The organism is Pseudomonas sp. AC083, from assembly GCF_979253165.1.
Genome location: NZ_CEEDDH010000001.1, coordinates 225577 through 250417, shown reverse-complemented (window position 1 = coordinate 250417; position 24841 = coordinate 225577). Strand labels below are relative to the sequence as shown.

17 protein-coding genes are annotated in these 24841 nt (G+C 61.1%); 13 read left to right on the top strand and 4 right to left on the bottom strand.

Annotated elements, in window-relative coordinates:
- Positions 1-17 precede the first annotated feature (17 nt).
- The 12 genes from treZ to AC0IXA_RS00975 all read left to right on the top strand — a co-directional run bounded on the left by treZ (position 18) and on the right by AC0IXA_RS00975 (position 15780).
- Complete coding sequence (gene treZ / locus AC0IXA_RS01030; RefSeq protein WP_471811211.1) at positions 18-1820, top strand: malto-oligosyltrehalose trehalohydrolase; 1803 nt, start codon at positions 18-20, stop codon at positions 1818-1820.
- Positions 1817-3895 (top strand): 4-alpha-glucanotransferase, encoded by a 2079-nt coding sequence (gene malQ, locus AC0IXA_RS01025; protein ID WP_341637603.1) that lies wholly within the window; start codon positions 1817-1819, stop codon positions 3893-3895. The genes treZ and malQ overlap by 4 nt, the downstream gene beginning before the upstream one ends.
- Complete coding sequence (locus AC0IXA_RS01020; protein ID WP_471811209.1) at positions 3892-6666, top strand: malto-oligosyltrehalose synthase; 2775 nt, start codon at positions 3892-3894, stop codon at positions 6664-6666. The genes malQ and AC0IXA_RS01020 overlap by 4 nt, the downstream gene beginning before the upstream one ends.
- 21 nt (positions 6667-6687) lie before the next feature.
- Complete coding sequence (locus tag AC0IXA_RS01015; RefSeq protein WP_471811207.1) at positions 6688-7026, top strand: DUF2934 domain-containing protein; 339 nt, start codon at positions 6688-6690, stop codon at positions 7024-7026.
- A gap of 237 nt (positions 7027-7263) precedes the next feature.
- Positions 7264-9423: a glycogen debranching protein GlgX gene (gene glgX / locus AC0IXA_RS01010; RefSeq protein WP_471811205.1), complete on the top strand. Its 2160-nt coding sequence runs from the start codon at positions 7264-7266 to the stop codon at positions 9421-9423.
- A 1-nt stretch (position 9424) separates the two neighbouring features.
- A complete protein-coding gene (locus AC0IXA_RS01005; RefSeq protein WP_136493399.1) occupies positions 9425-10423 on the top strand; it encodes an acyl-CoA dehydrogenase family protein in 999 nt (332 codons plus the stop codon).
- On the top strand, positions 10420-11178 hold the full coding sequence (locus AC0IXA_RS01000; RefSeq protein ID WP_016774641.1) for a PIG-L deacetylase family protein: 759 nt from the start codon (positions 10420-10422) through the stop codon (positions 11176-11178). Before AC0IXA_RS01005 ends, AC0IXA_RS01000 begins: the two co-directional genes overlap by 4 nt.
- On the top strand, positions 11175-11774 hold the full coding sequence (locus tag AC0IXA_RS00995) for a class I SAM-dependent DNA methyltransferase (protein ID WP_123442546.1): 600 nt from the start codon (positions 11175-11177) through the stop codon (positions 11772-11774). Before AC0IXA_RS01000 ends, AC0IXA_RS00995 begins: the two co-directional genes overlap by 4 nt.
- On the top strand, positions 11771-12430 hold the full coding sequence (locus AC0IXA_RS00990) for a glycosyltransferase family 2 protein (RefSeq protein WP_016774639.1): 660 nt from the start codon (positions 11771-11773) through the stop codon (positions 12428-12430). The genes AC0IXA_RS00995 and AC0IXA_RS00990 overlap by 4 nt, the downstream gene beginning before the upstream one ends.
- Positions 12431-12608: 178 nt before the next feature.
- Entirely contained in the window at positions 12609-13367 is a 759-nt protein-coding gene (locus tag AC0IXA_RS00985; protein ID WP_122601767.1) for a PIG-L deacetylase family protein, read from the top strand.
- Between the two features lie 198 nt (positions 13368-13565).
- The gene (locus AC0IXA_RS00980; RefSeq protein WP_471811202.1) at positions 13566-14348 is read left to right on the top strand and encodes an endonuclease/exonuclease/phosphatase family protein; all 783 of its coding nucleotides are present in this window, start codon (positions 13566-13568) and stop codon (positions 14346-14348) included.
- Between the two features lie 379 nt (positions 14349-14727).
- Positions 14728-15780 carry an autotransporter domain-containing protein gene (locus AC0IXA_RS00975; protein ID WP_471811200.1) on the top strand — a complete coding sequence of 351 codons (1053 nt, stop codon included), beginning with the start codon at positions 14728-14730 and terminating at the stop codon, positions 15778-15780.
- 129 nt (positions 15781-15909) lie between these two features.
- Here AC0IXA_RS00975 and glgB read toward each other — a convergent pair whose 3' ends face one another.
- From glgB to AC0IXA_RS00960, 3 genes are all read right to left on the bottom strand, one after another.
- Positions 15910-18141, bottom strand: a complete 2232-nt coding sequence (gene glgB, locus AC0IXA_RS00970) for a 1,4-alpha-glucan branching protein GlgB (protein WP_016774635.1) — start codon at positions 18139-18141, stop codon at positions 15910-15912.
- A gap of 2 nt (positions 18142-18143) precedes the next feature.
- On the bottom strand, positions 18144-21485 hold the full coding sequence (treS, locus tag AC0IXA_RS00965; RefSeq protein WP_471811198.1) for a maltose alpha-D-glucosyltransferase: 3342 nt from the start codon (positions 21483-21485) through the stop codon (positions 18144-18146).
- A 186-nt stretch (positions 21486-21671) separates the two neighbouring features.
- Positions 21672-23669 (bottom strand): alpha-1,4-glucan--maltose-1-phosphate maltosyltransferase, encoded by a 1998-nt coding sequence (locus AC0IXA_RS00960; RefSeq protein ID WP_471811196.1) that lies wholly within the window; start codon positions 23667-23669, stop codon positions 21672-21674.
- Positions 23670-23886: 217 nt separating this feature from the next.
- On the opposite strand from AC0IXA_RS00960, the gene AC0IXA_RS00955 reads away from it, so the two are divergent.
- Positions 23887-24045 carry a hypothetical protein gene (locus tag AC0IXA_RS00955; protein WP_163012245.1) on the top strand — a complete coding sequence of 53 codons (159 nt, stop codon included), beginning with the start codon at positions 23887-23889 and terminating at the stop codon, positions 24043-24045.
- A 167-nt stretch (positions 24046-24212) separates the two neighbouring features.
- Here AC0IXA_RS00955 and AC0IXA_RS00950 read toward each other — a convergent pair whose 3' ends face one another.
- Positions 24213-24725, bottom strand: coding sequence for an MgtC/SapB family protein (locus tag AC0IXA_RS00950; RefSeq protein ID WP_016774631.1), 513 nt, complete (start codon positions 24723-24725; stop codon positions 24213-24215).
- Positions 24726-24841 lie beyond the last annotated feature (116 nt).

The window sequence follows — 24841 nt, the reverse complement described above, 5'->3', positions numbered from 1 at the left end:
CCAGGGAGTTGCAGAAAATGCCGTCAAGGACCCAAGAAACCTGGCCCCACGGCGCGATCATGCTGGATGCCGAGCACACGCAATTTGCGTTGTGGGCGCCTGACGCGTTCTACGTCAGTGTGGAACTGGAAGATGGAAAATCGTTGCCCATGCTGCCTCAGGGCGACGGTTGGTTTGTAATCAAGGCCAATTGCCCGGCGGGCAGTCGCTACCGTTACTGCATCGATGGCGAACTGGAGGTGCCGGACCCGGCCTCCAGGGCGCAGGATGGTGACCTCGACCGCCACAGTGTGGTGGTCGATCCCCATTCCTACCAATGGCGGCACACGACCTGGAATGGTCGGCCGTGGAATGAAGCGGTGATTTACGAGCTGCACGTCGGTGCGCTCGGTGGATTTGCCGAAGTGGAACAGCATCTGGCGCGCTTGGTGGCGCTGGGCATTACCGCCATCGAACTGATGCCGCTGGCGCAATTCCCCGGTGATCGCAACTGGGGCTACGACGGAGTACTGCCCTATGCACCGCAAGCCTCCTACGGCACACCGGAACAACTCAAACACCTGATCGACACCGCCCACGGCCATGGCCTGGCGGTGATTCTCGACGTCGTCTACAACCACTTCGGCCCCGACGGCAACTATCTGTATCGTTACGCCAAGGGCTTTTTCCGCGAGGACAAGCACACGCCCTGGGGCGCGGCGATCGATTTCCGCCGTCCGGAAGTGCGTGAGTTCTTCATCGAAAACGCGTTGATGTGGCTGCTCGAATACCGCTTCGACGGCCTGCGCCTGGATGCGGTGCACGCGATTGAAGACCCGGATTTCCTCAGCGATCTGGCTCGACGCATTCGCCAGCAGATCGACCCGACCCGGCACGTCTGGTTGACCGTCGAGAACGAGCTGAACCAGTCGAGCCTGCTGGAAAACGATTACGACGCGCAGTGGAACGACGACGGTCATAACGCGTTGCACGTGCTGCTGACCGGCGAAACCGACGCCTATTACGCCGACTATGCCGCGCAGCCCACCGAGCAACTGGTGCGCTGCCTGAGTCAGGGCTTCGTGTTCCAGGGCCACATCACTCGCCATGGCGAACCTCGCGGCGAGCCGAGCGAACATCTGCCCTCCACTGCTTTCGTGCTGTTCCTGCAGAACCATGACCAGATCGGCAACCGTGCCTTTGGCGAACGCCTGCATCAGCTCGCCGACCCGCGTGCGGTACAAGCGGCGACGGTGTTGTTGCTGCTGTCGCCGATGATTCCGCTGATGTTCATGGGCGATGAATTTGCCGCTGAGCAACCGTTCCTGTTTTTTACCAGCCACCACGGTGAACTCGCGGAACTGGTGCGTGAAGGTCGGCGCAACGAGTTCGCCGCATTCAGTGCCTTTACCGATCCGCACAAGCGCGAACAGATCCCCGATCCGAATGCCGAAAGCACTTTCCACGCTTCGCAGCCGCGATTGTCCGGCAGCGGCACGCCATTGCAACAGCAGACCCAAGAGCTGTATCGGCAACTGCTGAAGTTGCGGCACCAATACATCATTCCCAACCTCTCCGGGACCCAGGCTCTGGGCGCGCAGATGCTCGGCCATGGCGCGGTCAGCGCACGCTGGCGGCTGGGCAACGGCAGTGAGCTGCGAATTGACCTGAACCTCAGTGACACGCCAGTGGTCAACCCTGCACAGACCGATACCGAGTGGCTGTTTCAACAGCCAGCCGCGATCGAACTGTCGGACCCGAACCAACTGCCGGCGTACACCGCGCTCGTCAGCCTCACGGCCGCACCCGTTATGCACCCCCTGGATGGAGAGCGCCTATGAGCGATGCGCAACTGGAAATACTCGCCAGTCGAGCCGGCCTTGCCGTCGACTGGATCGACGCCAACGGGCGTCAGCAAAAAGTCGCTCCTGCTGTGTTGCGCAATGTCCTGATCGGACTCGGCCACCCCGCCAGCACCGCGCAAGAAATCGATGCCAGCCTGCTGGAATTGCAAGAAGTCCAGCAAGACCGCCATTTGCCACCCCTGCTGACCTGCGACGTGGGCATCGCCCTCGACCTTAGTCGCTATTTCTCACCGGAAACCCCCTGCGAAATCCATCTTGAAGACGGTTCGCAGATGAATCTGAAGCTGGACAACGAAGCCATGTTGCCCGGCTTGATTCCGGTCGGTTACCAGCAAGTGCATATCGCCGATCAGTATTTCACGCTCGCCGTGGCGCCTGAACGCTGCTTCAGCGTCGCCGATGCGGTCGATAGCCCGATCCCGCGCGCTTGGGGTCTGAGCGCCCAGTTGTATTCGCTACGCCGTCCGGGTGACGGTGGTTTTGGCGATACGCAGGCGCTGGAGGAACTGGTTCGTGTAGCGGGTGAACGCGGCGCCGATGCGCTGGCGATCAGTCCGATGCACGCGATGTTCAGCGCCGACAATGGCCGCTACAGCCCTTATTCGCCGTCCAGCCGCTTGTTTCTCAATTCACTGTATGCCGCGCCGGGGAGCATTCTCGGCGAACGCGCGTTGCGTGATGCAATTGATGCCAGTGGCCTGGCCGCGCAGTTCGAGCAGCTGGAAAATCTCAAGCTGATCGACTGGCCGACCGCTGCCGAAGCCAAGCAGAAACTGCTGCAAGCGTTGTATGACGGTTTCGTCGCTGGTGAGCATCCGCTGCACGCCGACTTCGCCAGTTTCCGCCATGCCGGTGGCGAAGCGCTGGAAAACCATTGCCGCTTTGAAGCCATTCAGGAAATGCGCGCCGCCCGTGGCGAAAGCCTCGACTGGCGCGAATGGCCGGAGCACTGGCACGACCCACGCGGCGCGGCGCTCGGCGCGTTTGCCGAGGAATATGCCGAGCGCATCGGTTATTTCGCCTTCTGCCAATGGCTGATCCATCGCTGCCTCGAGCGTGCGCAAACTGCTGCGCGCAGTGCCGGCATGGGCATTGGCCTGATCGCCGACCTCGCGGTCGGTGCTGACGGTGCCGGCAGTCAGGCCTGGAGTTTTCAGGATGAATTGCTCGCCTCGCTGACCGTAGGCGCGCCGCCGGACATCCTCAATCGCAGCGGCCAGGGCTGGGGCATTTCCGCATTCTCGCCGGAAGGGCTGATCCGCAACGGTTTCCGTGCCTTCATCGACATGCTGCGCGCCAACTTCGCCCACGCCGGAGGCCTGCGCATCGACCATGTCATGGGCCTGCAACGCCTGTGGGTGATTCCCAACGGCGCCGCCCCGGCGGATGGCGCCTATCTGTATTACCCGTTCGACGACATGCTGCGCCTGCTGACCCTGGAATCCCATCGGCATCAGGCCATCGTGCTCGGCGAAGACCTCGGCACCGTGCCGGAAGGCCTGCGGGAAAAACTCGCCGCGCGCTCGATTCTGGGCATGCGCGTGCTGTTGTTCGAACAGGACAATACCCGTTTCAAACCGATTCTCGACTGGCCGGATGATGCCCTGGCGACCACCAGCACCCATGACCTGCCGACACTTAATGGTTGGTGGCATGGTCGTGACATTGACTGGAACGCACGCCTCGGTCTGGTCGATGCCAATGGCGAAATCGACTGGCGCCGGCACCGTGAGCGTGAACGCGAAGGCCTGCGCGATGCGCTGCGCCAGGATCCGCAGAACTTCCGCGAAGAGTCCCACGAAGCCGATCAAGTGGTCGATGCCAGTGTGCGTTTCCTCGGCCACACCCGCGCGCCGCTGGTGCTGCTGCCGCTGGAAGATGCCTTGGGTATTGATGAACAGCCGAATCTGCCTGGCACCACCGATTCACATCCGAACTGGTCGCGACGTTTGCCCGGTCCCAGCGAAGCGTTGCTGGACGGCCCCGATGCCGCCCGCCGCCTGGAACTGCTGGCCTGCGCGCGCCTTCAAGCCTCTGAGCGTGACCAATGAATCAACAGCAAATCCAGCCACTGCGCGCCACCTTGCGCCTGCAATTTCATAAAGGTTTTACCCTCGAACAAGCGGTGCCACTGGTGCCGTACTTTGCCCGACTCGGCATCAGCCATATCTACGCCTCGCCATTGCTGGCGGCGCGCGCCGGTTCCATGCATGGCTACGACGTGGTCGACCCGACCCAGGTCAATCCGGAGCTGGGCGGCGAGCCGGCATTGCGCCAACTGGTCAGCACCCTGCGTGAACACAACATGGGGCTGATTCTCGACATCGTTTCCAACCACATGGCCGTGGGCGGCAATGACAACCCGTGGTGGCTCGACCTGCTGGAATGGGGACGCCTGAGTCCGTATGGCGAATTCTTCGACATTCAGTGGCACTCGCCGGACCCGTTGATGGAAGGCCAGTTGCTGCTGCCGTTCCTTGGCAGTGATTACGGCGTGGCGTTGCAGGAAGGCACGCTGAAGCTCAAATTCAACGCGCAGACCGGGACTTTTTACGTCGAGCATTACGACCACCACTTCCCGATCTGCCCGAACAACTATGGCGAGCTGCTCAAGTCCGACGACACGCTGAAGTCTCTGGCAGATCGCTTCAGCACACTCAGCTACCAGACCGACGCACATTCGCTGGCGATGCCACTCAAGCAAGAGTTGCGCGAGCTGGCAAGCGATCCGCGTGTTCTGGCCACCATCGAAAGCAATGTCGCCCAATACGATTCGACCACCGACGAGGGCTTCCACAAGCTCCACGAGTTGCTCGAGCGGCAAAGCTATCGCCTGGCCAGTTGGCGCACGGCGGCGGACGACATCAACTGGCGGCGCTTCTTCGACATCAACGAGCTTGGCGGCCTGCGCGTCGAACGTCCGGCGGTGTTCGAAGCGACCCACGGCAAAATCTTCCAATTGGTCGAAGAAGGTCTGGTCGACGGCTTGCGCATCGACCATATCGACGGCCTCGCCGACCCGCGTGGCTACTGCCGCAAATTGCGCCGTCGCCTTGATCACTTGGCGCCGGGACGTCACCTGCCCATCTATGTCGAGAAGATCCTCGGCGAGGGCGAAACCCTGCGCCGCGACTGGAGCGTCGACGGCACCACCGGTTACGAGTTCATGAACCAGCTGTCGCTGCTGCAACACGACCCGGACGGCGAACATGTGCTCGGCGAGCTCTGGCAGCGCCGCACCGAGCGCCCGGCTGCGTTCATGGAAGAAGCGCAACTGGCCCGTCAGCAGATCCTCAACGGCTCGCTGGCAAGCGACTTTGAAAGTGTCGCGCAGGCCCTGCATCAAGTCGCGCGTGATGACCTGATGACCCGCGACCTGACCTTGGGCGCGATTCGCCGCGTGCTGCATGCGCTGATCGTGCACTTCCCGGTTTATCGCACTTACATCAGCGCGATGGGCCGCTCGGAACAGGACGAAGCGATTTTCCAGCATGCCATGGATGGGGCGCGGCAGACTCTCAGCGAAGCTGACTGGCCAGTGCTCGACTCGGTTGCCAGCTGGCTTGGCGGCACGCCGTGGCGCCGCAAGCCACGGGGGCGCTCGCGCAAGATCCTCAAGCATGCCTGCGTGCGTTTCCAGCAACTGACTTCGCCGGCAGCTGCCAAAGCCGTGGAAGATACCGCGCTGTATCGCTCGGCGGTGCTGCTGTCGCGCAATGATGTCGGTTACAACACCGAGCAGTTCAGCGCGCCGGTCAGTGAGTTCCACGAAGTCAATCAACAGCGCATGGCCGAGTTTCCTGACAACCTGCTCGCGACTGCTACCCATGACCATAAGCGCGGCGAAGACACCCGCGCCCGGCTGGCCGTACTCAGCGAGCGCAGCCATTGGTACGCCGATCAGGTCGAACTGTGGCGCGCCCTCGCCCGCCCGGTGCGCATTGAAGATGACGCGCCTTCCGCTGGCGACGAACTGATCCTCTATCAGGCATTGCTCGGCAGTTGGCCGCTGGACCTGCAGGACGATGACCAGGCCGGTTTCGCCGATTACGCCAAGCGCATCTGGCAGTGGCAACAGAAAGCCCTGCGTGAAGCCAAGCTGCAAAGCAGCTGGAGCGCGCCGAACGAAGCGTATGAAAACGCGGCCCAGGCGTTCACGGAAAAGCTGCTGACCGGTGAAGAAGGCGAGTTGCTGCGTGCGGCGCTGAGCAAGACCGTCACCAGCATCGCCGCTGCCGGCGCGCTCAACGGGCTGGCGCAAACCTTGCTGCGCATGACTGTGCCGGGTGTGCCGGATCTGTACCAGGGCAACGAGTACTGGGACTTCAGTCTGGTCGACCCGGACAACCGCCGGCCGGTGGATTACGCCGCCCGCGAGCAAGCGTTGCAGGCATGCGTGCCGGGTACAGAACTGCTCCAGGATTGGCGTGACGGGCGCATCAAACAGGCGCTGATCAGTGAGGTGTTGAACCTGCGCAAGGAACACAGCGAGCTGTTCCGTCGTGGCGATTACCAGCCATTGGAAGTGCTGGGCAGTCAGGCGCACAACGTCTTGGCATTCGCGCGTGAACACGAAGGCGTGCGGGCCATTGTCGTAGTGCCGGTGCGTTGCGCGACGTTGCTGGAAAACAGTGCCATCCCGCAGGTCGATGCGCTGCGCTGGGGCGATACGCGGGTGGTTTTACCGTCTGCCGCTTCGGATGCAAACCTGAAGGGACTTTTTGCCAGCAGCGTAGTCACAGAAAACAGGGAGCTGAATGTCAGCGAAGCGCTGGGGGATGTCCCGGTCAATCTCTTTATCCAACACTTAACACAAGCATGAGTTCAGTTCAGGAGCATTGCGATGAGCACCGACGATAAACGCATTCGCGAATTCGCCTATCAGATCTGGGAGTCGGAAGGGAAACCTGAAGGCCACGAGGAACGTCATTGGGAAATGGCGCGCAAGCTGGCCGAGGCCGAAGCGCTGGCACCCAAGAAGCCACCGAAAGCGGCGGGCAGCAAGGTGGCTGGCAAGGCTACAGCCGCAGCAGCGAAAAGCACCGACGGCAAGACTCCGGCAACCGCCAAAGCCAAACCGGCAGCGAAAGCCAAGCCGGCGGCCACGCCCAAAGTAGTCCCGCCGGGCGAAAAGGCTGCCGAGAAAAAGCCGCGAGCAGCGAAGAAGCCTCCGGCGAACTGATCCGATCCATTTTTGAACTGAATGACTGTGTGGCGAGCGTGCTCGCCACAGGGGTTCTTGCGCCCCGAAGAAAGCCCATTTTTGGGAACAACACACAACCCTGTGGGAGCGAGCCTGCTCGCGAAAGCGCTAGGTCAGTTGGTGAAAATGTCGAATGTACCGACGCTTTCGCGAGCAGGCTCGCTCCCACAAGGAAATCTCATTGCCTGAACTGTCTCGTTTTTTGCAGGAGCAATCATGACCCGTCCAAAGAAAGCCGAACCCGCTGCGCACGCCGAGCCGTCGAGAATCCGTGAAGGCCTGCCCTTCCCGCTTGGTGCGACCTGGGATGGTCTGGGGGTGAACTTTGCTCTGTTTTCCGCCAATGCCACCAAGGTCGAGCTGTGCATTTTCGACGATGCCGGCGAGGTCGAACTCGAACGCATCGAGCTGCCGGAATACACCGATGAGATCTACCACGGCTACCTGCCGGATGCGCATCCCGGCTTGATCTACGGCTACCGCGTTTATGGTCCTTATGACCCGGCCAATGGTCACCGCTTCAACCACAACAAACTGCTGATCGACCCGTACGCCAAGCAATTGGTCGGCGAGCTGAAATGGTCGGAGGCGCTGTTCGGCTACACCATCGGCCACCCCGACGCCGACCTCAGTTTCGACGAGCGTGACAGCGCGCCATTCGTGCCCAAGTGCAAGGTCATCGACCCGGCCCACACCTGGGGCAACGACCATCGCGTCAGCGTGCCGTGGGACAAGACCATCATCTATGAAACCCACGTGCGCGGCATCAGCATGCGGCACCCGTTGGTGCCGGAAAACCTGCGTGGCACCTTCGGCGGTCTGATGGTCGACGACGTGCTCGAGCACATTCGCAAGCTCGGTGTTTCGTCTGTCGAATTGCTGCCGATCCATGCTTTCGTCAACGATCAGCATCTGCTGCAAAAGGGCATGACCAACTACTGGGGCTACAACAGCATCGCGTTCTTCGCCCCGGACCCGCGTTATTTGGCCAGTGGCAAGATTGCCGAATTCAAGGAAATGGTCGCGCATCTGCACGATGCCAACCTCGAAGTGATTCTCGACGTGGTCTACAACCACACCGCCGAAGGCAACGAGCAAGGCCCGACCCTGTCGATGCGCGGTATCGACAACGCCTCCTACTACCGCTTGATGCCCGACGACAAGCGCTACTACATCAACGATTCCGGCACCGGTAACACGCTGGACCTGAGCCACCCGTGCGTGCTGCAAATGGTCACTGACTCTCTGCGCTACTGGGCCAGTGAGATGCACGTCGATGGCTTCCGTTTCGACCTGGCAACCATTCTTGGCCGCTACCACGATGGTTTCGACGAGCGCCACAGCTTCCTCGTCGCCTGCCGTCAGGACCCGGTGCTGCGTCAGGTGAAGATGATCGCTGAGCCGTGGGACTGCGGTCCCGGCGGTTATCAGGTCGGCAACTTTCCGCCGGGCTGGGTTGAGTGGAACGACAAGTTCCGCGACACCGTGCGCGCGTTCTGGAAAGGTGACGACGCTCAGCTTGCCGATTTCGCCAGCCGCATGACCGCTTCCGGCGAAATGTTCAACCAGCGCGGGCGCCGGCCGTATTCGTCGGTGAACTTCATCACCGCCCACGACGGTTTCACCCTCAACGATCTGGTGTCGTACAACGACAAGCACAACGAAGCCAACGACGAGAACAACCAGGACGGCAGTAACAACAACCTGTCGTGGAACCACGGCGTCGAAGGCCCGACCGACGATCCGGAAATCAACGCTTTGCGCCATCGGCAGATGCGCAATTTCTTCGCCACCCTGCTGCTGGCCCAGGGCACACCGATGATCGTTGCCGGCGACGAGTTCGCCCGCACCCAAGACGGCAACAACAACGCCTATTGCCAGGACAGCGAGATCGGCTGGGTCAATTGGGATCTGAGCGAGGACGGCAAGGCCCTGCTCAAGTTCGTCAAACGCCTGATCAAGCTGCGCCTGACTTATCCGATCCTGCGTCGCGGACGCTTCCTGGTCGGCGAATACAACGAGGACATCGGCGTCAAGGACGTGACCTGGCTGGCACCGGACGCCACCGAGATGACCACCGAGCACTGGCACGATGCGCACAACCGCTGCCTCGGCATGCTGCTCGACGGTCGCGCGCAGGAAACCGGCATCCGCCGCAAAGGTGCCGACGCGACGCTGTTGCTGGTGGTCAACGCCCACCACGACATCGTCAACTTCACCCTGCCGGAAGTACCGGATGGTGGCTTCTGGACGTGCATGATCGACACCAATCAGCCGTCGATTCGCGGTCAGGAACGCTTTGAATTCGGCCATGAATATTCGGTGACCGGGCGTTCGTTGCTGCTGTTCGAACTGCAACGCGACGAAGAAGATTGATATGGACTTTCAACATTATCTGGCCCGCCGTCCGCCAGATTACGCCGACACCAATGCCCTCGGCCGTTGCCTGCGGGCAATGGTCGAGGCCGGCCTTGACCGCTTGCCGTTGCCCGGCAGCGGTCACACCCTGGAGCGCTTTCAGCGTCTTTCGGAAGTCGGCGGACATGATTTAGGCCTGTGCAAACTCTATGAAGGCCACACGGATGCGCTGGCGATCATCGAGCAATTGGGCGGTACGCCAACCCCGGGCAGCACGTGGGGCATGTGGGCCGCCGAACCGCCGCAGGCGCGGGTGAAAGTCACGCCGTCCGGGCACATGGTGACGCTGAACGGGCGCAAGGCTTGGTGCTCTGGCGCTGCGGTGCTCAGCCACGCCTTGCTCACCGCATGGGACGCGGACGGTCAGCAGCAACTGGTTGCAGTCGCACTCGATCAACCTGGCGTGACCATCACCGATCAAGGCTGGCAAGCGGTGGGCATGGCGGCCACCGGCAGCGTTGAAGTGCTGTTCGACAACGCTGAAGCGCAGGCCATTGGCAACCCCGGTGATTACCTGCAACGACCGGGGTTCTGGCAGGGCGGGATCGGTATCGCGGCTTGCTGGTACGGCGCTTCACGGCGGATTGCCGAAGGGCTGCGTCAGCATTGCGCGCAACGCGATGAACCGCACGCCCTCGCCCATCTCGGTGCGACTGACACAGCACTGCAAGCGGCAGCCGATGTGTTGCGCTTCAGCGCGCTGCAAATCGATGCGCAGCCCGAGGCCGACGCTGAATTGCTCGCCCGCCGCGCCCGCGCCGTGGTTGAACAGTCTGCTGAACAGGTGATGCGTGAAGTCGGTCGTGCGCTGGGTGCCGGGCCGTTTTGTCAGGATCGGCATTTCGCCCGGTTGAGTGCCGACCTGCCGGTGTTTCTGCGCCAGAGTCACGCTGAACGCGACCTTGCTGCACTGGGCCAGCAGATTGCTGGTCAGTCCTGCGAGGTCTGGGCGTTATGAAAGCCAACCCGATCGTTGGCCAGGGCACTTCATTGCAGCAATGGCAGGCTTCGCGCCGTCTGGCCGAGCTGCCGGCCATCGACATTCTTGACTTGGTACCGCTGGGCTCGCGAGCGGTGATCATCGCGCCGCACCCGGATGACGAAGTGCTCGGTTGCGGCGGCATCATGCAGTTGCTGGCGGCAGCCGGACGGCCGTTGCAGTTGATCTCTGTTACCGATGGCAGCGCCAGTCACCCCGGCTCGCAGCGCTGGACAGTCGAGCGATTGAGCGTGGTGCGTCCGCAGGAGTCTGCCGAAGCCTTGCGTCGTCTCGGTCTGCCGATGCATAGCCTGAAATGGCTGCGCGGAGGCTTTACCGATACGCAAGTGGCGGCGCAGGAAACCGAGTTGAGCGAATTCATCGCCGGTTATCTGCACGCCAGTGATGTGGTTTTCACTACCTGGCGCCAGGACGGTCACAGCGATCACGAGGCCGTCGGCCGCGCCAGTGTCGAAGCGGCGCGACGCGTTGGTGCGACCTGCCATGAACTTCCGGTCTGGACCTGGCACTGGGCAACCCCGGAAGACGCTTCGGTGCCATGGGAGCGTGCGCGCAAGATTCTCCTTTCACCGACGCACATCGCACGTAAACGCCACGCCGCGCACGCGTTCGCCAGCCAGTTGGAAGGCGACCGCGACGTCGGCCTCGGGCCGGTGCTCGCGCCCTATGTGCTCGATCGTTTGCTGCAACCTTTTGAAGTGGTGTTCCTGTGAGCGTCGATGACCGCTATTTCGACGGCCTGTTCGCGGGCAATGACGACCCATGGGCGTTTCGCCAGCGCTGGTACGAACAGCGCAAGCGCGCGATCACCCTCGCCGCCCTGCCCCGTCCGCGCTACAGGTCGGTGTTCGAGCCGGGTTGCGCCAACGGCGAACTGAGTGCAGAACTGGCCCCGCGCTGCGACCGCCTGTTGTGTTGTGACACGGCGAGCGCGGCGGTGAAGCTGGCGCGCACTCGCTTGAGCATTTTCGAGCATGCAGAAGTCCGTCAGGGCCGCCTTCCGGCCGACTGGCCGAAGGAAAAATTCGACCTGATTGTATTCAGCGAAGTCGGCTACTACCTCGACGAAAAAGATCTGACAGAAATGATCCGCCGGATCAGTGAGTCACTGACCGCCGACGGCCAATTGCTGGCCTGCCACTGGCGCCCGCCGATCGAGGGCTGCCCGCTGAATGCGCGTCAGGTCCACGATCAGATCCACGATCAGTTGGCTTTGCCGCGTCTGGTGCTGCATCAGGAAGCGGATTTCATTCTTGAACTGTGGAGCCGCGAGCCACGCTCGGTGGCGGCCCTGGAGGGCTTGCGTTGATCGGTATCGTGATTCCGGCGCACAATGAAGAGGCGCTGCTTGATGAATGCCTGCGTGCAGCGTTGCGTGCCAGCCAGCATGCACAACTGGCCGGCGAGCCGGTGGAAATACTGGTCGTGCTCGACAGTTGCAGCGATGGCTCGGCGCAGATCGTCAGCGCTTATCCAGTGCTCAGCTTGCAGATCGATGCACGCAACGTTGGCGAAGCCCGCGCCACCGGTGCGCGCCTGCTGCTCGAGCGCGGTGCCCGCTGGATCGCCTGCACCGACGCCGACAGCCGCGTCGCCGATGACTGGCTGGCGGCGCAACTGGGGCTGGAGGCTGACGCAGTGTGCGGCACGGTAACGGTCGAACACTGGCACGAATCGATCGATGAGGCGGCGCAGATTCGCTATCACCGCCATTATCAGGCCCGTGAGGGGCATCGACACATTCACGGCGCCAACCTCGGTGTCAGCGCCGAGGCTTATCGTCTGGCCGGCGGTTTCAAGTCGCTGACCTGTGACGAGGATGTGCAACTGGTGCGTGCGCTGGAGCGCAGCGGCGCCAATATCGCCTGGAGTCACCGCCCGCAAGTGCATACCAGCGCCCGTCTCGACAGTCGGGCCAAGGGCGGGTTCGGTGATTTTCTGCGCAATCTGGCACAGCTGGAATAAAAAATTACGGATCAGATTGATCTGTGACGCGACGAATCGGCTGTCTTGAGCAATACTCTGCCTCGCAGTAATCCAAGGGTTGGAGCACTGCACCGTTGCTATTCATTTGCCTTCACGGGCCGCGATCAGCGTTGGCTGCTCACGACTGAGGGCGAGATACCACAAGGACGTCGCACTCATGAAATCGTCATTGCTCAACGAACACGGCCTGCCGGCACAGATCTGGAACAGCGCGCCGCAACTCGACAATATTCCCGTCATCAACACCCACAGCCTGGTACCCGCCGGCGCCCGCGCCGTGGTCATCGCCCCGCATCCGGGCGACGAAGTGGTCACTTGCGGCGGTCTGCTGCAATTGCTCTCCAGCCTTGGCCATCCCCTGCAATTGCTCTCGATTACCGACGGTAGCGCCAGCCACCCCGGCTCGCGCCAGTGGTCGGAACAGCGCCTGAGCGTATTCCGTCCGCAGGAAAGCGTTGAAGCCCTGCGCCGCCTCGGCCTGCCCATGCACAGCCTGAAGTGGGTGCGCGGCGGCTTTACCGACAACGCACTGAGTGATCAGCAAAGCCAGCTCACCGAGTTCATCGGCCGTTACCTGCGACCGGGCGACGTAGTGTTCAGTACCTGGCGCAAGGATGGCCCACCGGACCATGAAGTGGTTGGCCGGGCCAGTTTCGACGCGGCGCAGAAAGCCGGGGCGACCTACCACGATGTGCCGGTGTGGGCCTGGCACTGGCCGGAGCGCGAGCAGCAAATGATTCCCTGGGAACGCGCGCGCAAGCTGCGTCTCGACACCTGGACAGTCGCGCGCAAGAGCCACGCCACCCACGCCTATGCCAGCCAGCTCAAAGGCGAACCGGCCATCGGCATCGCCCCGCTGCTGCCACCGGTGCTGCTGGAGCGGATGCGCCTGCCGTATGAAATCGTCTTCCTCTGAACGGCGGAAGTTCACCATACCTGTGGGAGCGAGCCTGCTCGCGAAAGCGGTGTGTCATGTGTCAGATGTATTGAATGTGATGAAGTCTTCGCGAGCAGGCTCGCTCCCACACTAGCCCAGCAGTGAATCATCGGAAGGAACTGCCACCCCCTCAAACCAGTCGCATGAACAGGCATGGCCCAATTCAGAGGAGTGAACGTGTCCAGCGATCCCAAGCGTCAAGCGGTCGACGCGCCAGTCATTCATCGCCTGCGGGTACTCACGGTCAACACCCATAAGGGCTTCACCGCGCTGAATCGGCGGTTCGTTCTCCCGGAACTGCGCGAAGCGATGCGCAGTACCTCGGCCGATCTGGTGTTCCTGCAGGAAGTGGTGGGTGAGCACGAACGCCATTCCAGTCGTTACAACGACTGGCCGCAGACGTCGCAGTACGAATTCCTCGCCGACAGTATGTGGAGCGATTTTGCCTACGGGCGCAACGCCGTTTACCCCGACGGCCATCATGGCAACGCGCTGCTGTCGAAATACCCGATCCGCGCATATCGCAACCTCGACGTGTCGATCACCGGGCCTGAACGGCGCGGGCTGTTGCACTGCATCCTTGATGTGCCGGGGCATGCCGAAGTGCATGCGATCTGTGTGCATTTGAGCCTGCTGGAAAGCCATCGGCAATTGCAGTTGCAACTGCTCTGCCAGTTGCTTGAATCACTGCCCGACGATGCGCCGGTGATCATCGCCGGCGATTTCAATGACTGGCAGTTGCAAGGCAACGCCGCCCTTGCCCGTCGCGATTATCTGCATGAAGCCTTTGAGCGCCATCATGGGCGCCCGGCGAAAACCTATCCCGCGCGGTTTCCCTTGCTGAGGCTTGACCGGATCTACTTGCGCAATGCCAGCAGCCACGACCCACGCATTCTTGGCAACAAGCCGTGGACGCATCTTTCCGATCACCTCCCGCTGGCGGTCGAAGTGCATCTGTAAGGGCATTTTTGACAGCAATTAAATGACAGGCCTTCCCGGCAACTAACGATGGAAAGGACCTTTCGTCGGCGGCAAAAAACCGCCAGCCGCCTGCTTCGCAAGCGTTTTTCCATGCAAACAAACACTTAGTTATGTTCTGAAAAACAAACGCTTGCAAATGCTGATTTAAGCGCGCCATTCATCGTGCATTTTCTTGACGCGCAGGCGTCACTCTTCTTATCTCTACCTTACTACCCCCGGAATCACTACTGGGGCTGACCTTCCGGCACTCGCGAAATCGAGCAGCCGCGGTTCGCCCCGCTCTATTCGGTCGCCCCTCGTTCGGGGTAGGAGAGACGCCAAACACGAGATGACGCATGCGCTTGCAAGGTAGACCCCCATGAAAACTTCACTGACCCCAAACGAACTGAAAATCACCCTTTGCACAGTGTCAGGTTCGCTGTTGCTGTGCTCGTCCATGGAGGCTCATGCGGGATCTGCGGCGGATGAACCCGCGTGGTATCGCGCCGACGTACCGGTGCTGACCCTGCCAGTAACCGTGATAACACCCGGAACGCTGCCATTGAGTCAGCAGAGTTCGCGCCTGATCACTGAGGATCTTGCCCCATCTGCCTGGGACGAGCTGTACGGCAAAAGCGCTCGGCAAGCACAGACCGACGCACTTTCATCCGGTTATGCGATGGCCGCTGGCGAGTTCAAAGGTCCGGCCGTAGTCACGTTGAAAAGCGCTAACGGGACCACTCAGACCCTTGGTCTTATAGGTGGCGACAATCAGGTCCAGCTGAATGCCGATGGTGCGCTGACCCGACGTGCCCTCGCCGACCGCAACACTGACAGCCTCAACCTGCAAGGCCAGAGCCTCGGCGCCTATTACAGTCTGGTGGGTGCGCAAGGCTGGCACGTCGACCTGTCGGCCAGCGGCGGTCGGGTCAGCGGCTTCAGTCGCACTGCGCAAGGTAATCGGCAAGCCACCGAAGGCAATGCGATGACCTTTTCCGTCGAAGGCGGTTACCCGATCGGCTTGAGTGAAAACTGGGTGGTCGAGCCGCAGGCACAACTGATCAACCAGCGCATCAGTCTCGACGCTCCGTACGCCGGCTCGGGCAATGCCTCTTCCACCGACCTGACCGCGTGGAGTGGCCGCGTCGGTGCGCGGTTGAAAGGCAGTTATGACTTGAACGGGTTGCCTGTCGAACCCTACGTGCGCACCAACCTTTGGCACACCGTTTACACAGGCAGCACGGTGACGCTCGATCAGGTCGACAAGATCAGCAGCAGCCGCAAGTCTTCAACAGTGGAATTGGGTTTGGGTCTGGTGGCGCGGGTCACACCGGCGGTAAGCCTGTACATGAGCGCCGATTACAGCAGCGATGTGGATGACAATGACTTGAACGGGATCATCGGCAGCCTCGGCGTGCGGATGCGCTGGTGATCTGCTGATCACTGAAAAACCTTGTGGGAGCTGGCTTGCCAGCAATGGCGGCATCTCAGTCAACAGAGATGCTGAATGTGACGGCCTCATCGCGGGCAAGCCCGCTCCCACAGTTTTACTGTTCCTGGATCAGCCCTGCGGCTTGAGAATCAACACCGCCAAAGGCGGTAGATTCAGTTCCAGCGACAAGGATTGACCATGACTCGGTACTTCATCGGTCAACGCTCCGCCGCCATTGCCATAGTTGGAGCCGGCATAAATGTCGGCGTCACTGTTGAACAGCTCGGTCCAGCGTCCGGCAAACGGCACGCCGACGCGATACGACTGGCGCGGTACCGGTGTGAAGTTGGCGACGACCAAAACCGGCGAGCCGTCCTTGCTCCAGCGTAGCCATGCGTAAACGCTGTTGATCGCATCATCGCCAATCAACCACTGGAAGCCTTGCGGCGCGTCGTCCTGATCGTGCAGCGCCGGCTCTTCGCGATACAGCCGGTTGAGATCGCCAACCAGTTTCTGCACACCTTTGTGCTCGGAGTACTGCAGCAGGTACCAGTCCAGTTGCTGATCGTGGTTCCACTCGCGCCACTGGCCAAACTCGCAGCCCATGAACAACAGCTTCTTGCCCGGGTGCGTCCACATGAAGCTCAGATAGGCGCGCAGGTTGGCGAACTTCTGCCAGCGGTCGCCGGGCATCTTGTCGATCAGCGAGTGCTTGCCGTGCACCACTTCGTCGTGGGAAATCGGCAGGATGAAGCGCTCGGACCAGGCGTAGACCAGACCAAAGCTCAACTCGTTGTGGTGATGGGCGCGGTACACCGGGTCCTGCTGGATGTAGTGCAGCGAATCGTGCATCCAGCCCATGTTCCATTTGTAGGAAAAGCCCAGGCCGCCCTGCTGGGTGCTCTGGCTGACGCCCGGCCATGCGGTGGACTCTTCGGCGATCACCAGCGCACCCGGCGCTTCCAGTTCAACCACGTCGTTCAAATGACGCAGGAAGTCGATGGCCTCCAGGTTCTCCCGACCGCCGTGGCGGTTCGGCACCCATTCGCCAGCCTTGCGCGAATAATCGCGGTATAGCATCGAGGCCACGGCATCGACACGCAGGCCGTCGATGTGGAAGTGTTTCAGCCAGTGCAGCGCCGAGGCCAGCATGTAACCGTGCACTTCGGTGCGACCGAGGTTGTAGATCAGCGTGTCCCAATCCTGATGGAAGCCTTCCAGTGGGTTGCCGTATTCGTACAGCGCGGTGCCGTCGAACTGGGCCAGGCCGTGGGTATCGGTGGGGAAATGCGCCGGTACCCAGTCGAGGATCACACCGATGTCGGCCTGGTGACAGGCGTTGACGAACGCGGCGAACTGATCCGGCGTGCCGTAACGCGCACTCGGCGCGAATTGCGAAAGCAACTGATAGCCCCAGGAACCGCCGAACGGGTGCTCCATGATCGGCATCAGTTCGATGTGGGTGAATCCCAGCTCTTTGACATAAGGAATCAGCCGCTCGGCCAGTTCCGGCCAGGTGTACTGGCGCGCGACTTCGCCGAGATCATCCAGCTCGCACTGCCAGGAACCGGCGTGCAACTCATAGATCGACAGAGGCTTGGAGCGCTGCTGGCGATCCTGACGGGAGTTCATCCACTCGTGATCCTGCCAGTCGATCTGTAATGGCGAGGCGACTTTCGAGGCGGTGTCCGGTGGCAGGCTGGTGGCCAGCGCCATCGGGTCGGCCTTGAGCGGCAGAATGCCGTGGGCGCCGAGGATTTCGTACTTGTACAACTCCCCCGCTTGCAAACGCGGAATGAACAACTCCCACACGCCCGAAGGATGGCGCAGGCGCATCGGGTGACGACGACCGTCCCAGACGTTGAAATCGCCAACCACCGAGACACGGCGGGCATTCGGTGCCCACACGGCAAAGCGCACACCGTCGACACCATCAACGGTTTTCAGCTGCGCACCGAGGCAAGCGCTGAGGTCACGGTGATTGCCTTCGGCGAACAGATACAAATCCATTTCGCCCAGCAGCTGGCCAAAGCTGTACGGATCTTCGGCGACCTGCTCGCCACCGGCCCAGCGCGTGCGCAACAGGTACGGTCGCGCCTGATCGAAATGGCCGACAAACAGCCCCGGCGTCTCGGTCATCTCCAGCGGGCCAAGCTCTTCGCCGCTGTCCTTGTCCAGCACCGCGACACTCAGCGCACCCGGCAGATAAGCGCGGATGAACTGCCCGCCAGCGCCATCGCCGTGCGGGCCGAGAATGGAAAACGGGTCCTGATGTTCGGCGCGTACCAAGGCATCAATGTCGCGTGCCGAGGGTAACAATGCTTCCTTTACCACACCCTGTTCCTTGTTCGAGAAACTCATGACTACTCTCCACCAAGATCGGAAAAGGGTTTAAGCCCTGTCAATAATCCATACAAGCCGTGCAATGGCACGGGCAGCCACGTTGGGCGGTTTTCCGCCTCGTAGGCCACTTCATAAGCGGCTTTTTCCAGGCCGAACAACGCCAGCGCGGCGTCGGCACCCTGAGGATCCTGCCAAGCATGCTCAAGACTAGCTGCTGCCTCGCGGTATGCCTGGACAAATGCCTCGCGTGCTTCGCGCAGATAACGCTCGGCGACCCGTTTACGCGCCGCTTCGGCTTCGGTGCTGTTATCAACGTTGTGTACGTTGATGGTCATCGCCGCTGCGTAATCGAACGAACGCAGTACGCCGCTGACATCCTTGTACGGGCTGTGCTTGCCGCGACGCTCACTCAACGGCCGCGCCGGTTCGCCCTCGAAGTCGATCAGGTAGGCATCGCCCTTGATCACCAGCACCTGACCCAAATGCAAGTCGCCATGCACCCGGATGCGCAAGCCGCCAGTGGCTTTCTTCGCCAGATCCTGCACATGGGCAAGAATGGTTTTCTTCCCGTCGAGCAGACGCTTGACCAGTTTCTGGTCCGCCGCGTTCAACTCGCCTTGATGCTGCTTGAGCAATTTCAAGGCATGTTCGACCTGGGCGGTGACATCCTTGGCCGTCGCGGCCATGTCCTTGCTCGACGACACTTGCGGCGCAAAGTCGGCGTTGTCGGTTGGCGCAGCGAGCACCTGATGCATCTCGCCCAGACGTTGGCCGAGCATGCCGGCGAAGTCCTTCAGCTCGCCGAGCGCGTTGTAATGCTGCTCCTGCTCGGACATGGCGTCGGCCAGTTCATCACGGAGCGCCCGTTCCAGGTTGTTCTGCGTCCATTCCCATGCATCGCCCTGATTGCTCAGATAGCCCTGAGCGATCATCAGCAAGTTGTCTTCACCCTGCGCGTCGCGGCGAATCACCGAACCGAGCAGTGGCGAGATATTGGCAAACCCGGCCTCGGTCAGGTAAGCGCTCATCTCCAGTTCCGGGTGTACGCCAGAAGCCACTTTGCGTATCAGCTTAAGCACCAGGCTGTTGCCGACAACCACGGAGCTGTTCGATTGCTCGGCCGACAGGTAGCGCACATCCGACTCGGCGCCGAGGCCGAGTTTTTCCAGATGATCTGTCTGTTCGAAGCGGATTTCGCCTTCGATCGACTCCAGTACGGTGTTGTTCTGCATTCCTTGCAGAACGGCGCGGACGAAGGTTTCCAGACTGAACGCATCGGTAATCAGGCCGACCTGACGCACACGGCGTACACGCGATAGCGCCAATTGCTGCGGCAACGGCGGGCCGACATGGTCTTCGGCAATGAAGCCGAACGGCAGTTGATAACGGTTGGTCTGGCCACCGCTGGTGACTTCGATTTCGCTGAGCAGCACTGGATGCTGGGCATCACCGAAACGCACGCCGTAAGCCAGATTGACCTTCTCGATCGCCGCGTCCTTGCCGGCGAACCAGCGACGGTTCTGCAGCCAGCTCGGCAGAATGCTTTGCTCCAGCGTCGTACGCGACGGCGCTTCGAGCAGCTCTTCCATGCGTTTTTTCAGCACCAGCGTGGTGAAGTCCGGCAGGCTCTGCGCCGGTTCGACGTGCCAGCTTGGCATCTGGTTCTCCGCTGCCAGCGCGAACCAATAGAAGCCGTACGGCGCCAGGGTCAGAAGGAAATTCAACTGGCCAATCGGCGGGAACGCATTACCGCCGAGCATTTCCACCGGCACCATGCCGACGTACGCCGACAGATCCAGCTCCACTGCTTGCGCACTGCGCGAAACGTTGGCCACACACAGGATGATTTCGTGCTTGCCATCGACATCGGTGTATTCGCGCGTATAAGCCAGCACGCGACGGTTGGCCGGCGAGAGCATTTTCAACGTGCCACGGCCGAAGGCTTTCGATTGCTTGCGCACGGCCAGCAGGCGCCGCGTCCAGTTCAACAGCGAATGCGGATCGCCGGACTGGGTTTCGACGTTGACCGACTGATAGCCATACTGCGGATCCATGATCGGCGGCAGTACCAGACTGGCCGGATCGGCGCGGGAGAAACCGCCGTTGCGGTCGATCGACCACTGCATCGGCGTACGCACGCCGTCCCGGTCGCCAAGGTAGATATTGTCGCCCATGCCGATTTCGTCGCCGTAATACAGGGTCGGCGTGCCGGGCATCGACAGCAGCAGGCTGTTGAGCAGTTCGATGCGGCGACGATCGCGTTCCATCAACGGTGCGAGTCGGCGGCGAATACCGAGGTTGATCCGCGCGCGACGGTCAGCCGCGTAATAATTCCACAGGTAATCGCGCTCACGGTCGGTGACCATTTCCAGGGTCAGCTCATCGTGGTTACGCAGGAAAATCGCCCACTGGCAATTCGCCGGAATTTCCGGGGTCTGCCGAAGAATGTCGGTGATCGGGAAGCGATCTTCCTGCGCCAGGGCCATGTACATGCGCGGCATCAGCGGGAAGTGGAAGGCCATGTGGCATTCGTCGCCATTGACGCCAGCGGCATCGGTGTCACCGAAATACAGCTGAGTGTCTTCCGGCCACTGATTGGCCTCGGCCAGCAGCATGCGGTCGGGATAGTTGGCGTCGATCTCGGCACGGATCTGCTTGAGGACGTCGTGGGTCTCGGGCAGGTTTTCGTTGTTGGTGCCGTCGCGCTCGATCAGGTACGGAATCGCGTCGAGACGCAGACCGTCGATGCCCATGTCCAGCCAGTAGCGCATCACCGACAGCACGGCTTTCATCACTTGCGGGTTGTCGAAGTTCAGATCCGGCTGGTGCGAGTAGAAACGGTGCCAGAAGTACTGGCCGGCGACCGGGTCCCAGGTCCAGTTGGACTTTTCGGTATCGAGGAAGATGATCCGCGTGCCGTCGTATTTCTGATCGTCATCGGACCAGACGTAGAAATCCCGCGCTGCCGAACCGGGTTTGGCCTTGCGCGCACGCTGGAACCACGGGTGCTGGTCGGAGGTGTGGTTGATGACCAGTTCGGTAATCACCCGCAGACCGCGCTTGTGCGCTTCGGCAATGAAGCGCTTGGCGTCGGCCATGGTCCCGTAGTCGCTGTGCACGCCACGGTATTCGGCGATGTCGTAACCGTCGTCGCGACGTGGCGAGGGATAGAACGGCAGCAGCCAGATGGTGTTGACGCCGAGGTCGGCAATGTAATCGAGTTTGGCGATAAGCCCGGGAAAGTCGCCGATCCCGTCATTGTTGGAGTCGAAAAACGATTTGACGTGAACCTGATAGATCACCGCGTCCTTGTACCAGAGCGGGTCTTTGATGAAGGCGGCTGCCTTGGGTTTCTTCGCCATGTGGAACTCCTGAAAAATTCTCTGATACACCGAGGGACTCGCAGTGATGAGCCCCTGTGGCGAGGGGATTTATCCCCGTTCGGCTGCGCAGCAGTCGCAAATTGTTAACGCGGTGCAGCTTGAAAAAAGGGGCTGCTGCGCGCCCCGGCGGGGATAAATCCCCTCTCCACAAGTGCGGTGCAAATGTTACGAAGCTGTAATCCGCCAAATCCCGAACGGCTGATACGCCGGGTCAATACGCATGAACTGATATTTGCCGTGCCAGTCCCAGCGATGGCCGTTCATCAAATCTTCGCCATGGGTGGTGGCATCATCCGGCAGGCCCATTTCCCACAGCGGCAGTTCGAAATTCGCTTCCTGCACGTTATGCGGATCGAGGCTGACCGCGACCAGAATGAAATTGCTGCCATCGGCGCTGCGCTTGCCGAAGTACAGAATGTTGTCGTTCCAGGCGTTGTAGATTTTCAGCCCCAGATGGGTGTGCAGCGCCGGGTTCTGCCGGCGGATGCGGTTGAGCTGGGCGATCTCGGCAATGATGTTGCCGGGCGCGGTGAAATCGCGGACACGGATTTCGTATTTCTCCGAGTCGAGGTATTCCTCTTTGCCCGGCACCGGCGCCGATTCGCACAATTCGAAACCGGAATACATGCCCCACAGCCCCGAGCCCATAGTCGCGAGCGCCGCGCGAATGAGGAAACCGGGACGCCCCGACTCATGCAAAAACGCCGGGTTGATGTCCGGGGTATTGACGAAGAAATTCGGCCGGTAGCATTCGCGCCACGGCGACTGATTCAGTTCGGTGAAATATTCCGCCAGCTCGGCCTTGGTATTGCGCCAGGTGAAATAGGTGTAGCTCTGCGAATACCCGACCTTGCCCAGACGCGCCATCATCGCCGGCGTGGTGAAGGCCTCGGCGAGGAAGATCACTTCCGGATAAAGCGTGCGCACATCGGCGATCAGCCATTGCCAGAACGGCAGCGGTTTGGTGTGCGGGTTGTCGACGCGGAAGATCTTCACGCCTTCCTTGACCCAGCCGACGACGATGTCGCGCAACTCGACCCACAGGCTCGGAATCGCGTCCGGCGCATAGAAGTCGACGTTGACGATGTCCTGATACTTCTTAGGCGGATTTTCGGCGTATTTGATCGTGCCGTCCGGGCGCCAGTTGAACCAGCCCGGATGCTCCTTTAGCCACGGATGGTCCTGGGAACACTGGATGGCGAAGTCGAGAGCGATTTCCAGGCCATGATCGGCGGCGGCAGCCACCAGGCGGCGGAAATCTTCACGGGTGCCGAGTTGCGAGTGAATCGCTTCGTGGCCACCCTCCTCGCTGCCGATCGCGTACGGGCTGCCGGGATCGTCCGGGCTGGCGGTCAGGGAGTTGTTGCGGCCCTTGCGGTGGGCACGGCCGATCGGATGAATCGGCGTGAAGTACAAAACATCGAAGCCCATGTCCTGAATCATCGGCAGACGCGAATGCACATCGTTGAAAGTGCCGTGACGCTGGGGATCGTCGGTGATCGAGCGTGGAAACAGCTCATACCAACTGGCGAACTCGGCGAGTTCGCGCTCGACGTCCATGGGGAATTCGGCGCTGACGCTGAGGTAGGCGCGGTGATCGGCCTGGGCCATCAGCTCTGCACTGCGCGAGTGCAGAAACAACGCGACCTGCTCGGTTTCGAGCAGGCCCGACAATTCATGGTGCAGCGCGGCGAGCTGCTCGCTGAGCTGGCCTTCGCTGCGTTCGGCGGCCTGTTGCACCATCGTGCGGCCTTCCTGCAACTCCATAGAAACCGGCACCGCCGCGCTGTGCTTCTTTTCCAGTTCGTACTGGAAGCTGGCGAAATGGTCGATCCACGCTTCGATGCAATACAGGTAGCGGCCCTGCTCCTCAGGGCGGAACTGGCCTTGCCAAGTGTTGTTGCCCTGATCGGACATGACCTCGGTCTGCCAGGTTTCCTGGCCTTCCTCGCGCCAGCGAATACGCACGGCGAGCTTGTCATGGCCGTCGGCAAAGACTTTGCTGGTGACCACCACTTCGCGCCCGGCAATCGATTTGGCGGCGAACTGGCCGCCGTCGAGAGTCGGCATGGTGTTTTCGATGACGATACGTGGCAGCAGCAACGCCTGCGACAGCGGCATGTGCGGGTTGTAACTCAGCTCTGAAGGTCTTTCAGCAGTCATTGAGCATCTCTCCTTAACGCCCCAAGGACGCTCTTGTGCCGGAACAGTATTCGCGACAAAGCGCCGGCCCTGTCATGAACTCACTTAGGTTCCGAGCAACCGGCGCGGGGAAAAGTTCAGATGAAATTAACAAGACAAACCTGCGGATCGAATTTGTCGTGGCCGGGTCAACTCACTTAAGCACGTCCCACGCCATGTGCCATACGGAGGTCACCTGATGAGCATCCCGATCCCGGCGGAAACGCCCGATCCGAACATCGACAAACCCACCCTGCCGGACACCGAACCGCCACCGGTGCCCGAGCAAGAGCCGCCAGGCACCACGCCACCACCGAAAGAAGAGCCACCAAGCACGATGCCGCCGGTGATCGTCTGACCCCTGTCGCCTGATCGTTCCCATGCTCCGCGTCTGATCTGATCGTTCCCACGCGCAGCAAAGGAATGCAGCCCGGGACGCTCTGCGTCCCATCCAGAGCCGAACGCGGAGCGTCCGTTGAAGCAATCCCACGCGGAGCGTGGGAACGATCATCAGCCGGCGGGGAGTCAGAGGTGGTCGTTCTTGTCGACATCCTTTTCGAACACTCTCACCACGTACGGCATCACGCTGAAGATCGCCAGCGCCAGAATGGTACTGAGCAATGCCGTCGCTTCCTTGCCCAGCCCCGCCGCCACGCCGATCGCTGCCGTCATCCATAAACCCGCCGCCGTGGTCAGGCCTTTGACATGGGCCTCGTCGCCCTGCTGATTTTTCAGAATGGTGCCGGCGCCGAGAAAGCCGATCCCGGCAATCACGCCCTGCAAGACCCGACTCATGGCATCGGATTCTGCGCCCGAGGTCTGCGGCACCAATACGAATAGCGCAGCACCCAATGCCACCAGCATGTGCGTGCGAACGCCCGCTGCCTTGCCTTTATGCTCGCGCTCAAATCCGAGAATCCCGCCGAGAATCGCCGCCATCACCAGACGTACGGTGATCCGGGTCATTTGCGAGGCGTCGCCGATATCGGCGAACTCGGCTTGCATCGTGGCCCACACTTCATCCCACCAGTCTTCCATCGTGCCTCCCTTGTTATTGGCTTGATAAGCGATGGACAACAGCGACCATTAATCGGTTGCGCAGAACGATCGGCGCGCTGCGCTTCCTAATATGCAGACCTCCCTGGAACAAGGAC

Bases quoted from the DNA above. Each gene is read 5' to 3' on its own strand.
- treZ (WP_471811211.1), top strand. From the start codon at position 18: ATGCCGTCAAGGACCCAAGAAACCTGGCCCCACGGCGCGATCATGCTG.
- malQ (WP_341637603.1), top strand. From the start codon at position 1,817: ATGAGCGATGCGCAACTGGAAATACTCGCCAGTCGAGCCGGCCTTGCC.
- AC0IXA_RS01020 (WP_471811209.1), top strand. From the start codon at position 3,892: ATGAATCAACAGCAAATCCAGCCACTGCGCGCCACCTTGCGCCTGCAA.
- AC0IXA_RS01015 (WP_471811207.1), top strand. From the start codon at position 6,688: ATGAGCACCGACGATAAACGCATTCGCGAATTCGCCTATCAGATCTGG.
- glgX (WP_471811205.1), top strand. From the start codon at position 7,264: ATGACCCGTCCAAAGAAAGCCGAACCCGCTGCGCACGCCGAGCCGTCG.
- AC0IXA_RS01005 (WP_136493399.1), top strand. From the start codon at position 9,425: ATGGACTTTCAACATTATCTGGCCCGCCGTCCGCCAGATTACGCCGAC.
- AC0IXA_RS01000 (WP_016774641.1), top strand. From the start codon at position 10,420: ATGAAAGCCAACCCGATCGTTGGCCAGGGCACTTCATTGCAGCAATGG.
- AC0IXA_RS00985 (WP_122601767.1), top strand. From the start codon at position 12,609: ATGAAATCGTCATTGCTCAACGAACACGGCCTGCCGGCACAGATCTGG.
- AC0IXA_RS00975 (WP_471811200.1), top strand. From the start codon at position 14,728: ATGAAAACTTCACTGACCCCAAACGAACTGAAAATCACCCTTTGCACA.
- glgB (WP_016774635.1), bottom strand. From the start codon at position 18,141: ATGAGTTTCTCGAACAAGGAACAGGGTGTGGTAAAGGAAGCATTGTTA.
- treS (WP_471811198.1), bottom strand. From the start codon at position 21,485: ATGGCGAAGAAACCCAAGGCAGCCGCCTTCATCAAAGACCCGCTCTGG.
- AC0IXA_RS00960 (WP_471811196.1), bottom strand. From the start codon at position 23,669: ATGACTGCTGAAAGACCTTCAGAGCTGAGTTACAACCCGCACATGCCG.
- AC0IXA_RS00955 (WP_163012245.1), top strand. From the start codon at position 23,887: ATGAGCATCCCGATCCCGGCGGAAACGCCCGATCCGAACATCGACAAA.
- AC0IXA_RS00950 (WP_016774631.1), bottom strand. From the start codon at position 24,725: ATGGAAGACTGGTGGGATGAAGTGTGGGCCACGATGCAAGCCGAGTTC.